This window comes from Peribacillus sp. QJM3NY_7 (assembly GCF_056173225.1).
Window position 1 is genome coordinate 3,002,871 of record NZ_CM149663.1, and the last position, 14,721, is coordinate 3,017,591.

The following is a 14,721-nucleotide window of genomic DNA, read 5'->3' on the forward strand; positions in this document are numbered from 1 at the left end:
TTCCCGTTGATTAATTAGTTGATTTTGTATTAAGTGGTTTTAAATTCGATTCAATATCCTTTCTTTTCGATTCCAAAAAAGGTGGCAGGGCAAGGTTCTCACCTAGATGCTGCTCAGCTTCATCCACTTCAAAACCAGGTCCATCAGTAGCTAGTTCAAATAATATGCCATTCGGCTCCCTAAAATAGAGTGAACGGAAATAAAAGCGGTCCACATATCCCGAATTCACGAATTTCGATTCACTAATCTTTTCTACCCATTTTCTCAATTCTTCTTCATCATCCACCCGAAAGGCAACATGGTGTACTCCACCCCTCCCCAGCCTTTCCCGAGGTATGTCATTCCTTTCTTCAATATGGAGTTCTGCTCCAGTTCCTCCTTCACCTGTCTCGTAAACGACTATCGGATTTTGCCCCCTGATTGCGGATGGGTATGTGCCTGATTTCCTGAACCCCAATACCTCGATAAGAACACTTTCTGTTTGTTCAATATTGGGTACTGTGAGTTTTACTGGTCCTAATCCAAGTATGGAAAACTCTTGCGGCACTGGGCTTCCATTCCACGGAAATCCTCCATCAACACCGTTATTATCCTGATCGGAAACCAGAAGAAGCCTCTGCCCTTCAGGATCTTTAAAAGAAAGCACCTTTCTTTCAAAACGGCTCGATATTTCATCGTGCTCAACATTGAATTCCACAAACCGTTTTTTCCAATATCCTAGCGCTTCATCATCCCTCACCCTTAAAGAAATTTCTGAAATGCTATTGTTTCCCTCATGAGTGCGGGCAGCATTTGGAATTTCAAAAAACGTCAATTCCGTACCCGGTGAACCAATTTGATCTCCATAAAATAAGTGATACACACGAACATCATCTTGATTCACCGTTTTTTTGATTAATCGCATCCCTAAGACTTTTGTGTAGAATTCAAAGTTATTTCCCGCTTTTGCTGTAATCGCCGAAACATGATGTAATCCTTTTAATTCCATCCGTACCACTCCTATCTTTATAAATCTCCCCTTACGGAGATGAATTAATCCGCTAATAATATCTCGAATTCAAGGTATTCAACCTAACATAATACTTTTAATGCAAATATCTTGATTTAAAGATAAACGACAGGGATAAAATTGTCAACCATTTTCATTCAAATAATTTCAACCGGATTCACTTATCATAAAATAAAAAATACAGGCCAAAATAAATCGGTATAAGAATGGAGGTTGTGATATATGGTTAAAGATTTTTTTAGCGCAATTGAAGATAGACGCTCTTATTATTCCCTTAGCAAGGAACATGTTGTTCCTGATAAAAGGATTAAAGAAGTTATCGATCATGCCGTTCAATACTCCCCTTCCGCTTTCAACTCCCAAAGTGCCAGAGTGATTGTATTAACTGGTCAAAGCCACGAACAATTATGGGATATCACGAAAGAAACATTAAAAAAAGCAGCCGATGGCAAAGATTTTACAAAAACGGAAGAAAAAATGAGGTCATTTATAAATGGTTATGGAACGGTTTTATTCTTTGAAGACCAGGCCAAAATAAATAGGCTACAAGAACAATACAAAACGTATGCCGAAAATTTTCCGATTTGGTCGAACCAATCTTCTGCCATTTTACAATTTGTCGTATGGACTTCCTTGGAAATTGAGGGGTTTGGTGCAAGCCTTCAGCATTATAATCCTTTAATCGATGACGAAGTGAGAAAGACATGGGATATATCACGAGATTGGAAACTCATCGCACAGTTGCCTTTTGGAAAACCCACTGCAGAACCTGGCGATAAAGACTTCTCACCACTTGAAGAACGTGTGAAATATTATCGATGATAAAATAGAGACTGGCTCTACTTAACGAGCCAGCCCTTTTATTTTATTTCGCTTTAGTAATCCGGAAATGTTGCAAAAAATTTTGAAAATATCAATGACGCAAAGCCTATATACTCAACAACCGGCATGATTTTGATATCCTCACTGACGTTCAACACGTACATTTCACATCCCCCTATTAATCTTATTGAATTGGTGAAGAACGCCCTGGCAGCCATTCCTTCAAATAATATGGGAGTACACCGGAATATTGTCTAGCAGCATGTCCACTTTTCAGTAGGCTATATGTCTTATCCTTACATGTTAAATGCTCCATTACCGGATAAATCATTTCCTGTGGGACCAGTCGATCATACTTACTTGCTATGACCAAAACACTAGCATCAATTTTCGATAGCTTCGCTTTTTTTCCCCTTACCTTAAAACCACCATTAACCAAGCTATTTTTTATCAATAAATCCTTGGTTATTTGTTTTGCGGCTGCTCCGGATAACGGTACATGCCCATTAGCCCAAGCATTGAAGCGGCGCCAGTTTTGAACGTATTTTTCATCATCCGCTTGATTCAATAAAGATAAATAAGGTGATATATAGACGGGCGATGTAATTAACCTGATACCATATTTAACTGCACTGGCCGGTATCGTTTGATAAATATCTATTGTCTCGTCAAAATCCGCTGTTCCTTCTTTTAACGCTTCCTGCCATTGATCAAAAAATTCCGAGGCACTGAAATCGACCGGGGTCACGGAAAGTATCAAATTCTTGATGGGCTCGTCTGCAATGGCAGCATATATTGCGGCTATTGTACCTCCGAGGCAAAACCCCATGACTGTAATTTCTGATGCTCCAGAGTGACGTAATGCACGCTGCACTCCTTTTTGAATATAATCGACGATATAATCTTCGATCGATATGTCACCATCTTCAAAGCCCGGGCTTCCAAAATCAAGCAAATACACATCAAAACCTTCATTTACAAAAGATTCTATTAAACTATTCCCCGGAGATAAATCAAGAATCAAAGGAGTATTGATTAGTGAATATATAAGAAAAACCGGTACATCATATTTTTTTTGTGCTGAGGGATAAAACCAAAGCGTTGATTTGTTTTTTTTCCACACCGCTATTTTCGGAGTCAGTCCCATTTCAGGCATTGGCTGATTGGGAATATCCAATAAATGTTGCCATTTAGTTTTGGATTCAGATTGATTTTTCGGCACTTTCCGCTTAGCCATTTGAATTCTCCTGACCAACTGAATTGAACTCAGGCAGCTGTGAGCTTAACAATAAGGAGTTATTTATAAAATCAGATAACCTTTTTTTACTCCCTTCCTTTTCATTGGATGCCAATCTTGATTTCTTTTTGATGCTGCGGGATGAATTGGCATTGCCTTTATTGCGAATTGAAGAATTACCCCCGACATTCCCGCCCCTATTCTCAACTAGTATAGAGACCAATTCTTGCAACCCATCAATTTTTTCTTCGAGTTGGATGACTAATTTCGCTAAACTCGCCACATCTTTTTTTGTTGGGTAATTCATGATGATGGACATTCTTTCTGAGGTTTCCTGCAGACTATTTATTCTTGGTACCTGCATTTGCGCATTATTGCTAACTCTTTCGATTAATTCGCGATTATTCAGCAGATTTTGAATTTTACTATTCAGCTGTTGCTCTTTTTGTGTGCCCAGTAATTTAAGCCCTTTATAAAAATTGGATTTTTCCGCCATATATTTCTTCCTTCCTTTCTCCTCCGTTTATACTAATGCTGATATTCCACCGTCAATGATCAAAATATGACCCACCATATAGTCAGAAGCCTGTGAGGCTAAAAAAACGGCGGCACCCTTTAAATCATCTTCATCGCCAAACCTGCCAGCCGGAGTTTTACCTAATATGTCATAGTTAGACTTTTCAAGAATTTCCTTTGTGATTTTAGTCGGGAAAAATCCAGGTGCAATTGCATTGACTTGAATGCCGTATCTAGCAAGTTTAACTCCTAAATCCTTGGTCATTGTAATGATGGCACCCTTACTGGTGTTATAAGCTATCGTATCCAAAAGCTCAGGAAACGTCCCGCCAAGACCTGACACCGATGCAATATTTATGATTTTTCCGGAATTTTGCTGCTTCATGACCTTCGCTACCGCCTGTGAAAACAGGAATGTACCTGTAACGTTAACATTCAATACTTTTTCCCACTTGTCCTTGGGAAGATCCAAAAGCGGACCTGACCAAGACGTACCGCTATTATTGAAAAGAATATCAATCGTGCCGAATTGAGCAACCGTTTCCTGAACGACATGGTCAATGGCGCTCACATCGGTGATATCACATTCAAAGGCAGCGGCATTAACACCCATCGATTGCAAGTCTTCACATACCTCCTTACATACAGGCAGATTTCGTGAAGCAATGACTATATTTGCGCCAGCCTCTCCCAACGCCATGGCGATCTGTTTTCCCAGTCCTCTGCCGCCGCCGGTAATGATAGCCGTTTTATTAGTCAAATCGAACATATTACTCAATGTAGTCAACTTTTCAGCCCTTCCTTAATGAAGTATTATTTATATAAAACCGTCTATATCATTATAGAAAAGCCTATCCAATATTGTGCTTAAAATAGCCTAATGCCTCTGCCTTTTGTTTCATCAACATGTATCTTATATTTAATAAGCATGCTTCTGTCAGCTAGCAGAAATTGAGCCTACTGGAAACGTAATTCGGCAGGGCTGTAATTTGTTTGATCAATTCATATCTTAGATCCGCACAGCGGATTCTTTGCCATTTAAAAACTCTGGCAATCGCTGGATTATTTGACTGATTGAGCAAAATCGGATACTTAACCTGTTTTGTCGTTTACACTATAGAATAGTAAGGAGGTTAAAAAATGACAATACATCACTTTCATTTAACTGCGGAGTGGCCTGGCGGCAGAAATGATAGCGGCACGATTCATTCAGGGAATCTTCAAACACAGATAAGCATTCCTACGGAAATGGAAGGACCAGGGATTGGAACTAATCCCGATGAAATGCTGCTTGGAGCGGCATCGACCTGCTATATCATTACCTATGCTGCCATGTTAGAGCGGTCCCATATAGAAAAGGTGAGCTTGACCATGCAATCAGAAGCGTTAGTGGATGTTACGAATGGTGTATTCACCTATAAGAAAATCATTCATCGCCCCGCACTTATATTGGTGCCGGGTACTTCTGAAAAAGTGGTTGAAAAAGCGGGGAGACTTGCTGAAAAAGCCGAGACTTCATGTATGATTTCCCGGGCGATCAAAGGGAATGTAGCAGTGGAGTTGATTGCGGAAATTTCCATAGCACAGTAACCTTGAATAAACGGAAAAAGTGCCTAACCCTATATCGGTTTAGGCACTTTTTGAACTATTGAATGGTATTCACTTTATTTTCAACCTCGCGGCACACTTCATCAGCCGTTAAACCATTTGCCTCAATGATAGACGCTTTTAATGAAGTATCGCTTATACCCATCACATTACTTTCCAAACCTGTTACCACACAACAATCCACGTTTTTTGCGTCAGCTTCTTGTTTAATTTCCACAACATCAAAACCTTTTTCACGAAGTGCTTCCTGAATATTCGTTAATGATTCTTCAACACCGATTCTTGACATCAACACACACCTCCTCTACCTTCTAACCTGTCCTTATCCCCCTCAATATATGTATAGGATGCAAAGGAAATAGGAAAAGTAATATCGAGGTGATAAACATGAATGGAAAAAACAAGAAAGATGCTTCACAAACTCGTTTAGGTTCTTCTCAGGTAGAGGGGCAAGGTACCACTACAAAAGAAACCGGGTCCTTCACTCAACCCTCTTCACTTAAAAAGCAAAAGCGTACCTGATAAAAGTGAATCCTAAATCAACCATGAAATTCAAACCATGATACGAAAAAAACGCTTGGTTTATCCGCCAAGCGTTTTCCGCTGCATGATTCTTTTTTGTTTTAAATTAAAATCAGGGACTACTCTTACATATTTTGCTTTCTGATTTCCTCTTGGATCTTTAGATCATTCAATTGATCTCCATCAATTGTTTTTGAATCCATTTTTCCTTTTCCGGCTCCATCTGGGTTTAAATCACTTGCCCTTAAATTATTATTGCGAGATGCTTGCTCGTTCCATTTGGTCATCTTGATCTCCTCCTCAGTCCTTTATCCTTCCCAAACCTAAGAATATTCATGAATACACCCCATCATTTATTGCAAAGATAAAAATGGAGGTGGTTTTATTGGAACCAAACAAACCCGGCAATAAGAAGGTACCGGATTTTAAAGAGTTGAACGATCGTATCATAAGAGAAGCGTCACAGAGTCCCCGTTTAGTGATTAAAACCAATTTGGATGCAAAGAATGTAAATGATGAAAACCCTTATACAGATCGCATTAACAGTGAAGGTTTTTCTGATTTTTTTGAGGAATAAAACAAAAACATGCTTGGCAGCATCAACCTAATGGTTCTCGCACCAGTTGAACTATAATTGGAACGTAAGGTGCGAGACTCCTGCGGGAAAAGCGAGTCCATGAGAGACCCCACAGGCGCAAATGCGGCGAGGGCGGACAGCCCGCGGAAAGCGAGTGCCCTACGTTCCAATCAATGTTCAAATTGCACAAACCCATAATAAAAACCGGCTTAATAAGCCGGTTGATCTTAAAAATATTTTTTCTTCCAAAAAATGAATGCAGTCGTCCCCGCCAAAGTGATGGCAATTAATAATGTAAAAATGAAAGCAAACCGATTATGTTCAAATGGCAGTTCCACATTCATTCCGTAAAAACTTGCCACCATCGTCGGAAGCGTTAATATAATGGTCACTGATGTTAGAAACTTCATGGCATTATTGACATTATTGGAAATGATCGAAGCGAATGCATCCATCATACCGCTAAGAATGGATAGATACACTTCTGCCATTTCGATAGCCTGAGCATTTTCGATGATTACATCCTCAAGCAATTCTTTATCTTCTTCATACATTTTCAGATAATTAAATCGGAGGATCTTATCAAGGACTACACGATTGGATTTCAATGATGTCGTAAAATAAACCAGGCTTTTTTCCAAAGCAAGGAAAGTGTATAATTCTTTATTTTTCATCGACTGATGTAATTCACGTTCGGCTTCATTAGTCATCTTATTAATCTGTTTCAGGTAACGTAAATAATAGGATGAAATCTCGAATAATATTTGTAAAGCAAATCTCGTCTTCTTATTGGTGAAGAATCCTTTGATCTTATTGTTTTTGAAATTCGCCAATATCGGAGTTTCTTTCAGAGATACCGTAATGAAACAGTCTTTGGTAAAGATCATGCCTATGGGAATCGTTTCAAAAATCGGTAAGTCGGCTTCATCCCTGGTCAAATATGGGAAGTCGACAATTATTAAAACATTATCATCCTCTTTTTCGATTCGCGGTCTTTCCTCATCATCGAGTGGATCTTTCATGAAATTGATCGGTAACTTCAAAGTCGAGCATATATAATCTATTTCAGCTTCTGTGGGCGCGACAATGTTCACCCAGGAACCTTTTGTCATTTCCTCGATATTGTTCAGGTGACGGTTATCATCCGTCTTGTAGATTTCAATCATTTTTTGACCTCCTCTTCTATAGAGAAAGCCTTATTTACCTTCTTCGAGCAGATACTCAGGGAGAATAACAGTCTCGACTTCTAGCATCATATTGGCTTCCTCTTGCTTTCTGGGTTCAGGATCATAAGAACTGCTGCTCACTCGTATCCACTTCCTTTCGATTCTTTTATCTTAATCCTTATTCATTTAAAGTACAATAAAGAATTTAATACCTTGAATCCTTGTTCAGATTTCGTAATCATCTAACTTTTATCAATTGATAAATAAAATGCCACTACAAAAAAACGCCTGGGTAGCCCCAAGCGATAGTTAGTAGACAAAAAGGGTTCGGAAAACGTAACTGATGTTCCTAAACCACCTGATTCAAAACACACCTTCAACTCCTCGGGTATGGTTACAATTTTCAGATGTTGATTTCCACTCCAGTTTGTTTAAAATTATGGTTATCATTCATTTTTTTTACTTTTTATATGGATGAAACCCTCATTAGATTGAAGAAATTTGCGACACTCCTGCCGAAGTACTGGCTAGCAGACACCACAGGTGCTTTGAAACGGCTTGGCAGACAGTCGGCGGAAAAGGAGCGGATTTCTGAAATCAAAAGAACTTTTTAATTAAAAAAACTGCAGACAAACTGAACAAGTTTGTCTGCAGTCTGACGCTTGGGTACTCCCAAGCGATTCTGATTGCTTTATCCATGCTTTGCATTATTATAATAGTGAACACCGTACATGGCGCCTTCGTCCACCATTTTATTGTCATCATGATCATATGGATCAGGGTGACCCGCCTTTTCAATTACAGGATCCAGCTCTGAAGCCGTCCTATTCCAAAAGCCTACCGTTTTTGCTTTTGCATTTGACCACATGTCCTTCACTTTTCCTCTGTTCGTTTTATTCGATAAAAATGAGACTCCGGCAACTCCGACTCCTAGTAATACCGCGTTTCTTCCTAATGCCATCATTACCTTCCCCCTTATTTATTTGGCTTACTGTATATATACCCGCCGCCAGTTCATGTAAACCTTTATTTATATGGAGGAATTTGATAAAAGAAATTAGGTTTCATAATTTCATTGTTATATGGCTGATGGAAAACATGGGTCGTGGCTGGTGACACCGGTGGAATTAACCAGGTCCAATCCCCCGTTACTTTCCGGTCATATGAGGCTTCTTTTTCTTCGAATTTCTTGAATTGCTTAGCTGCTGTATGGTGATCAACAATGCTGACTCCGTGTTTTTTATACGAATGAAGGACTGCTTCATTCAGTTCGATAAGGGCCCGATCTTTCCATAAACTCGAATCACGTTTAATATCCAGGCCCATCCTCTCCCCGATTGCCGGCAGCATATTGTAGCGTTCTTCATCAGCAAGATTCCTAGCACCGATTTCCGTTCCCATGTACCACCCATTAAATGGTGCAGCTGAATAAGTAATACCGCCAATTTCCAGCCTCATACCAGATATGATTGGAACTGCGTACCATTTTAGTTTAAGATCTTCGAACCATGTCAGTTCAGGGTGGGTGATTTGAACCTCTTTAACGAGGCTTTCAGGTATATCATGAAAACTAGCGGTTTTTCCGTTCACTTGGACTACAAGGGGTAAAATATCGAAAGGTCCGAATTTCCCTTCCCACCCTAATGCCATACATCGCTTGGTGAATTCGATTGAACTTGAATCGCCGATTACACCATGTTCCGTCTCATATCCTGCATAACGAATAAGTTGATGATTCCAAATATCCACTTTTCGATCATGATCTTTCTGTTTGAAAATTGTAATCACAGGTCTGATATTCCCATTATTCGTAGCATATTCGATATGCTCGAAGAGGGCCGATACCATTTGTTCTTCGCTTTGAATCATTCTTTTATCAATCACCCTTAGTGATTCCCAAAAAAAGCGCCCAATGCAACGATTGCTATTCCGCCAAGCTAATTTAGCACCATAAACCAATTCTTCATATGTATGTTCATATCTGCCTGTTTCATTTATTTCCTTTTTAATTTGTTCGATCCTGCCATTTATGTCCTCTTCCGTTTTCAATAATTCCGGATAACTTGTACTGATAAAGGATACGGCCTCTTGCAGTAACTCACTCATCTTTCCCACGGATCCTTCCATTTGCAAAACTTTGACTTCAATATTAAAATAACATATTTTACATGGTATCTCTAAACAACACATTTTTAAAAGCACGCTTTTTTTAAAAATGTGGCAAATCCGAGGCGGAATCCTTTTCATGATACTTAAAGTAAGCTCGTGAATTTCTTATACTATAACATCTCTAGTAACTAAATAATTTTCGGTAAAGTTGTTACATATGAGGTAAATGCATTATAATATATTAATAATGAGGTGATATGATGAATAATACGACACTTTGTCCACGATTTGAAAAAGGAATGCAAATCTTGAGTAAACGCTGGACTGGATTGATTGTCAATCAATTACTTAATGGCCCTCAAAGGTTTTGTAATATTGAATCTGCATTCCCGATAAGCGGCAGGATTCTTTCTGAACGTTTAAAGGACTTGGAAATTGAAGGTATTGTTAAAAGGGACGTATATCCAGAGACACCGGTCAGGATTGAATATTCTTTAACTGATAAAGGCAAGGCCCTTGCACCGGTTATGAACGAAATTCAAAATTGGGCACAAGAATGGCTCGACCCAATACAGAATCAATGATATAGGCTAAAGATAAGGGAGGAAGATCTGCCAGATGCGGACTTTCTCCTTTTTTTTGTTTAAGCTCCAGCGACTAGTGGTATATTTTTTACAGATAGAATAACACTAGGTTTATTCCAAATTTATGGGCGGTGAATTCATGAAACAAGCAGATTGCATTATTATTGGTGGAGGTATAGCCGGGATTCAGGCAGCCATCCAGCTAGGAAGGTATAAACATGATATTATCGTCATTGATTCTGCTCAAGGCCGCTCCTCCATTGCCAAGGCATACCATAACATTCTTGGGTGGCCAGACGGGGTAAGCGGGAAACAATTAAGGACCCTTGGCAGGCAGCACGCTGAAAAATTCGGTGTCGAATTCATGGATGATACAGTGACATCTCTAGAAAAAAAGCAGGACAAGTTTTTTATCCAAACTAACAATGACAGGGAATATCAAGCAAAAATGATTTTTCTTGGTACTGGCATTACCGATAACATTCCTCCAATCAAAAACATCTATTCAACTCTTGGGACATCCACATATATATGCCCTGACTGTGATGGATATGAGATCATGGATAAGCAAACCGTTGTTCTTGGTGGCGGAAATACGGGTGCAGGCATGGCGCTTACTCTATTATATTGGTCAAAAGATATCATTTACGTAAACCATTTGAAATCTAAAATTGATGATGAGTATAGAGATAAGTTAACGGCAAATCACATTCCCGTAATTGAAGAGGAAGTTTGTGGGGTTCATGTCGATGCCAATCAGGAGTTAACGGGCATAGAATTAGTATCTGGTAAAATTATCAGAGCTGAAAAGGCATTTACGGCGTTTAAAGGGAACAAGCTTAATAATGGCCTAGCCTTACAATTAGGTGTGCAGGTCAATGAAAACAATCATGTCGTGGTTCATCCCCGGACTAAAGAAACGAATATTAAAGGAGTCTGGGCAGGCGGCGACCTCGTTGCCCATTCCGAACAAGTCACCATTTCCATGGGAGATGGCACCCAGTCAGCGATATGGATTCATAAGAGGCTGTTAGGCCATCCACTTCCTTATGATTGACAGTTTCCTGAATTAAAAGGCGCCCTGTTCACCAGGCCGCCTTTTACATTGGTATTTAAAGCTTTTCCAGGTCAGTCATTCAATACACCTCTACATTCGATTCCTTCCCTTAAAAACCTTAACCAAAATGAGAATGACCGCGATGATAAGCAAGATATGTATAAAGCCTGCAGCCACTTTGAAGACTAAACCAAGAACCCATAATAATATTATTACACCAATAATCGTCCAAATCATGATAATCCCCCTTTCTTCCCTTTTAAAGGACTTTTTATTAATAAGAATTCCACTTACATTTAAAATACCCATATCTTTCTCTAACAAACCTCCCCCTTATTTTTTACATAAAACTGTAAATGCTGTAAATGATAATAAAGAAATAAGGAATCTTCCATATTGATTATCATTCACCATTAGGAAGAGACTTTCAGATTTTTAAAGGTTCTACAGTTCTTCATTTAGGCAGAAAAAATCATTAAAAAGAAGGAGTCGTTCATTCATGAAAAAGTTTTTCGTCATCTGTTTAACAGCTTGTTCCCTATTCTTAGTCAACCTTAATCATCCGGCTGCACAGGAAAATAAAGCAAAGACTGAAAGTGTACAATTCACTGATGCTCAAAAATCGGAAATCGCTAAGATCCAAAAACAAATACTTGCTGACAAAAAGATATTGATCGAAAAATATGTTGAGTATGGCGCGCTTTCGAAAGAAGAAGCCGATAAAATGGTTTCTCATTTTGAAAAACATTATAAAATGATGGAAGAACATAATTTCCAAATACCGCCGCACCGTCCGCATACAGGACATATGCATAAGTAATTGTAAGTTTTTGCCGATATATCCAGATAATCCGACCTGATAAAAAGGCCGGATTATTTTCATTTCTTTCGTCCTTGATAAATAAACATGACATTTACCATTTACTAAAGGATTTTATTTCTCTTTAGCGAAATACATAACTATGAGAAATGAAAGGGTGAAAAGGATGAACAAAATAGGTATAACAGCAAGAGACTTATTTCACTTGAAATCAGTAACCGATCCAAAGCTATCACCGGATGGCAGCATGGCGGTTTATGTCCAAACCAGAATAGATGAAAAAACGGAAAAATACATTTCCAATCTGTTTATGTTCAGCCTGATTACGAATGAAACAAAGCAATGGACGTTTGGGGATAATCGTGATACATCACCAGCCTGGTCCCCCGACGGCAAGCATATCGCCTTTATATCAGATAGATCAGGAAAAAAACAAGTCCACATTATCGGGAGCATTGGCGGGGAAGCTCGCCAGCTCACCCATTTCGTCAACGGCGCATCTAAGCCAATTTGGTCCCCTTGTTCCACCAAGTTACTGCTTTCTACCGGGTTAAAGGAAGGCGAAAACCTTAATACGGTAAATGAAAATGATCTATCCAAAGAAGTTAATAGGTATGACCGGATCAAGTACAAATGGGATGGGAGAGGCTATTTTGATCAGTTATATCAGCAGCTTGTAATAGCGGACATTTTTAAGGGAGAATTCACATTGCTGACGGAAAACAATATTGATCATCTTCCGAATGCGTGGTCTCCAGACGGACAACGTATTGCATTCATAAGCGGGGATGCAGAAAGAAGTGATGATGAACTTTTTTCAGATATATTCATCATGGATCTTGATACGAAATCTTTAGAGAAAATTACGGATAGTACAGGTTTCTTTAGAGATCCTAAATGGTCTCCAAATGGCGAATATCTATCTTTCATAGGCCATAATAAAGAATTTGCCGGTGCGACCTTTTCAAATATCTGGTTATATTCCATCATGGACCAAACGACTAAGTGTTTGACCGACGGATGGGACGTGCAAATTGGAGATTCCGCAATAGGGGATTTCCAAATCGGAGCCGTCGACCCAGGTATTTTGTGGACAAACGATAGCCAAGGTTTTTACTTTTTAATAAGTGATTATGGTAATACCGGAGTATATTATGGTTCCATTGAAGGAGCTATGTATCCATCAATCCTTGACCCGCAGCATATATACGGCCTGACTATAGATCCCGAAAGCCACCGTGCTGTCGTGGCCATCAGTACACCTGTTCATCCTGGCGATCTCTTTGCTTATAACCTTACCAATGGTGATAAGGAACAAATCAGTTTTGTTAATGAGGAGTTTTTGAAGGATAAACATTTGTCCATGGCTGAACCCATTACTTTTCCATCAGTCGATGGGCTTACCATTCACGGCTGGATCATGAGACCGAACGGTTTTAATGGTAGTCAAAAATATCCGCTCATTTTAGAAATACATGGCGGACCGCATATGATGTATGCTAATACCTATGTTCATGAATTCCAGACCTTGGCTAATGAAGGGTATACTGTATTCTTCACTAACCCGCGAGGAAGTGTAGGATATGGCCAGGACTTTGTAAACGCCTGCCGTGGCGACTATGGAGGCATGGATTATAAGGACTTAATGGCTGGAGTCGATCACGTTCTAGCTACGTATGATTTTATAGACGATGAAGAGTTAGGGGTATCCGGAGGAAGTTATGGAGGATTCATGGTAAATTGGATCATCGGACATACCAACCGCTTCAAGGCGGCTGTTTCTCAGCGTTGTATCAGTAACTGGCTAAGTTTTTATGGGGTCAGCGACATTGGCTATTATTTTACAGAATGGGAAGTTGGCGGCGATATCATTAACTCTGCTGAAAAACTATGGCAGCACTCTCCATTAAAATATGTTTCCACTGTGGATACGCCTTTACTTTTACTTCACGGAGAAAAGGACTTCCGCTGTCCCATTGAACAGAGCGAGCAATTCTTTGTCGCTTTAAAACGGCAAAATAAAGAAGCCATACTTGTTTCATTCCCAAATGAAACTCATGAGGTATCGCGAAGCGGATCTCCAAAAATGCGCCTGCAACATGTTGAGGAAATCAAGGGCTGGTTCAATAAGTATCTTTAAAAACCAAAACTCTGTTAGCAATAGCTAACAGAGTTTTGATTTTTAGTGCTGAATTTGATCTCTGTCTTCGGAAATTGAACTTAAAGCATCTCCCGCCATTGAATTTGTCTGTTGGTGTACAGCAAGATCACCTAATGCCACGACACCGACCAGCTTTTCATTCTCAATGATAGGGAGCCTTCTGATTTGTTCGGTAGCCATTAACTCCTCAGCTTCCTCCACTGACATATCAGGCGTACCTGTTACAAGATTGGTGGAGATGACATCGGTAATTCTAGTCGAATTTGGCTTTTTCTCGGCAACACAGCGAATGACGATATCCCTGTCTGTAATGACACCGATTAAATGGTTATTCTCCAATACAGGAATGACACCAACATCACCATTCTTCATTTTGACTGCTGCTTCATATATATTATCCTCCGCAGTGCAACAGTCAACGTCTGTTGTCATGATATCTCTTAAATTAGTCACGGAAATCCCTCCATTTTTCATAAGTTGCTTGTTTATTTTTGACTTTTGTAGAGAAATTATTCATTAAACACGGTCACCCT

The 14,721-nt window shown here is 39.4% G+C and carries 19 protein-coding genes; 8 read left to right on the plus strand and 11 right to left on the minus strand.

Annotated elements, in window-relative coordinates:
* Nucleotides 1–10 precede the first annotated feature (10 nt).
* Complete coding sequence (locus AC0VX1_RS14305) at nucleotides 11–988, minus strand: ring-cleaving dioxygenase (RefSeq protein WP_475467647.1); 978 nt, start codon at nucleotides 986–988, stop codon at nucleotides 11–13.
* Nucleotides 989–1,231: 243 nt separating this feature from the next.
* Between AC0VX1_RS14305 and AC0VX1_RS14310 the strand changes: the two genes are divergently transcribed.
* Nucleotides 1,232–1,831, plus strand: a complete 600-nt coding sequence (locus AC0VX1_RS14310; RefSeq protein WP_475467649.1) for a nitroreductase family protein — start codon at nucleotides 1,232–1,234, stop codon at nucleotides 1,829–1,831.
* 184 nt (nucleotides 1,832–2,015) lie between these two features.
* Here the strand turns inward: AC0VX1_RS14310 and AC0VX1_RS14315 are convergent, their stop codons facing one another.
* Genes AC0VX1_RS14315 through AC0VX1_RS14325 form a run of 3 tightly spaced genes read right to left on the minus strand, consistent with a single transcriptional unit; the run spans nucleotide 2,016 to nucleotide 4,353 of the window.
* Nucleotides 2,016–3,068, minus strand: a complete 1,053-nt coding sequence (locus AC0VX1_RS14315; RefSeq protein ID WP_082609327.1) for an alpha/beta fold hydrolase — start codon at nucleotides 3,066–3,068, stop codon at nucleotides 2,016–2,018.
* A complete protein-coding gene (locus AC0VX1_RS14320; protein WP_475467652.1) occupies nucleotides 3,061–3,564 on the minus strand; it encodes a hypothetical protein in 504 nt (167 codons plus the stop codon). Before AC0VX1_RS14320 ends, AC0VX1_RS14315 begins: the two co-directional genes overlap by 8 nt.
* Nucleotides 3,565–3,591: 27 nt before the next feature.
* Nucleotides 3,592–4,353 carry an SDR family oxidoreductase gene (locus AC0VX1_RS14325; RefSeq protein ID WP_475471787.1) on the minus strand — a complete coding sequence of 254 codons (762 nt, stop codon included), beginning with the start codon at nucleotides 4,351–4,353 and terminating at the stop codon, nucleotides 3,592–3,594.
* 371 nt (nucleotides 4,354–4,724) lie between these two features.
* On the opposite strand from AC0VX1_RS14325, the gene AC0VX1_RS14330 reads away from it, so the two are divergent.
* Nucleotides 4,725–5,174 (plus strand): OsmC family protein, encoded by a 450-nt coding sequence (locus AC0VX1_RS14330; protein ID WP_063576028.1) that lies wholly within the window; start codon nucleotides 4,725–4,727, stop codon nucleotides 5,172–5,174.
* Nucleotides 5,175–5,229: 55 nt separating this feature from the next.
* Here the strand turns inward: AC0VX1_RS14330 and AC0VX1_RS14335 are convergent, their stop codons facing one another.
* Nucleotides 5,230–5,481, minus strand: coding sequence for a YkuS family protein (locus AC0VX1_RS14335; RefSeq protein WP_034307261.1), 252 nt, complete (start codon nucleotides 5,479–5,481; stop codon nucleotides 5,230–5,232).
* 98 nt (nucleotides 5,482–5,579) lie between these two features.
* Between AC0VX1_RS14335 and AC0VX1_RS14340 the strand changes: the two genes are divergently transcribed.
* On the plus strand, nucleotides 5,580–5,714 hold the full coding sequence (locus AC0VX1_RS14340; protein WP_095392115.1) for a YuzL family protein: 135 nt from the start codon (nucleotides 5,580–5,582) through the stop codon (nucleotides 5,712–5,714).
* Between the two features lie 125 nt (nucleotides 5,715–5,839).
* Here the strand turns inward: AC0VX1_RS14340 and AC0VX1_RS14345 are convergent, their stop codons facing one another.
* A complete protein-coding gene (locus AC0VX1_RS14345; protein WP_170946911.1) occupies nucleotides 5,840–6,001 on the minus strand; it encodes a hypothetical protein in 162 nt (53 codons plus the stop codon).
* A gap of 98 nt (nucleotides 6,002–6,099) precedes the next feature.
* Between AC0VX1_RS14345 and AC0VX1_RS14350 the strand changes: the two genes are divergently transcribed.
* The gene (locus tag AC0VX1_RS14350) at nucleotides 6,100–6,291 is read left to right on the plus strand and encodes a hypothetical protein (protein WP_475467654.1); all 192 of its coding nucleotides are present in this window, start codon (nucleotides 6,100–6,102) and stop codon (nucleotides 6,289–6,291) included.
* A 227-nt stretch (nucleotides 6,292–6,518) separates the two neighbouring features.
* On the opposite strand, the gene AC0VX1_RS14355 is transcribed toward AC0VX1_RS14350, so the two are convergent.
* From AC0VX1_RS14355 to AC0VX1_RS14365, 3 genes are all read right to left on the minus strand, one after another.
* The gene (locus tag AC0VX1_RS14355; protein ID WP_034307265.1) at nucleotides 6,519–7,457 is read right to left on the minus strand and encodes a magnesium transporter CorA family protein; all 939 of its coding nucleotides are present in this window, start codon (nucleotides 7,455–7,457) and stop codon (nucleotides 6,519–6,521) included.
* Between the two features lie 691 nt (nucleotides 7,458–8,148).
* On the minus strand, nucleotides 8,149–8,421 hold the full coding sequence (locus AC0VX1_RS14360) for a hypothetical protein (RefSeq protein WP_057277433.1): 273 nt from the start codon (nucleotides 8,419–8,421) through the stop codon (nucleotides 8,149–8,151).
* Between the two features lie 62 nt (nucleotides 8,422–8,483).
* A complete protein-coding gene (locus AC0VX1_RS14365; RefSeq protein ID WP_475467656.1) occupies nucleotides 8,484–9,563 on the minus strand; it encodes a nitric oxide synthase oxygenase in 1,080 nt (359 codons plus the stop codon).
* A 263-nt stretch (nucleotides 9,564–9,826) separates the two neighbouring features.
* Here AC0VX1_RS14365 and AC0VX1_RS14370 point away from each other — a divergent pair, with 263 nt between their 5' ends.
* Entirely contained in the window at nucleotides 9,827–10,150 is a 324-nt protein-coding gene (locus AC0VX1_RS14370; protein ID WP_057277432.1) for a winged helix-turn-helix transcriptional regulator, read from the plus strand.
* A gap of 139 nt (nucleotides 10,151–10,289) precedes the next feature.
* Entirely contained in the window at nucleotides 10,290–11,207 is a 918-nt protein-coding gene (locus AC0VX1_RS14375) for an NAD(P)/FAD-dependent oxidoreductase (RefSeq protein ID WP_475467659.1), read from the plus strand.
* A gap of 90 nt (nucleotides 11,208–11,297) precedes the next feature.
* On the opposite strand, the gene AC0VX1_RS14380 is transcribed toward AC0VX1_RS14375, so the two are convergent.
* Nucleotides 11,298–11,444, minus strand: a complete 147-nt coding sequence (locus AC0VX1_RS14380; protein ID WP_106027466.1) for a lmo0937 family membrane protein — start codon at nucleotides 11,442–11,444, stop codon at nucleotides 11,298–11,300.
* Between the two features lie 262 nt (nucleotides 11,445–11,706).
* On the opposite strand from AC0VX1_RS14380, the gene AC0VX1_RS14385 reads away from it, so the two are divergent.
* Both AC0VX1_RS14385 and AC0VX1_RS14390 read left to right on the plus strand, forming a co-directional pair.
* The gene (locus tag AC0VX1_RS14385; protein ID WP_048678029.1) at nucleotides 11,707–12,027 is read left to right on the plus strand and encodes a YckD family protein; all 321 of its coding nucleotides are present in this window, start codon (nucleotides 11,707–11,709) and stop codon (nucleotides 12,025–12,027) included.
* 166 nt (nucleotides 12,028–12,193) lie between these two features.
* Entirely contained in the window at nucleotides 12,194–14,167 is a 1,974-nt protein-coding gene (locus AC0VX1_RS14390; protein ID WP_475467662.1) for a S9 family peptidase, read from the plus strand.
* Between the two features lie 42 nt (nucleotides 14,168–14,209).
* Here AC0VX1_RS14390 and AC0VX1_RS14395 read toward each other — a convergent pair whose 3' ends face one another.
* Nucleotides 14,210–14,641 (minus strand): CBS domain-containing protein, encoded by a 432-nt coding sequence (locus AC0VX1_RS14395; RefSeq protein WP_096339657.1) that lies wholly within the window; start codon nucleotides 14,639–14,641, stop codon nucleotides 14,210–14,212.
* Nucleotides 14,642–14,721: the final 80 nt, after the last annotated feature.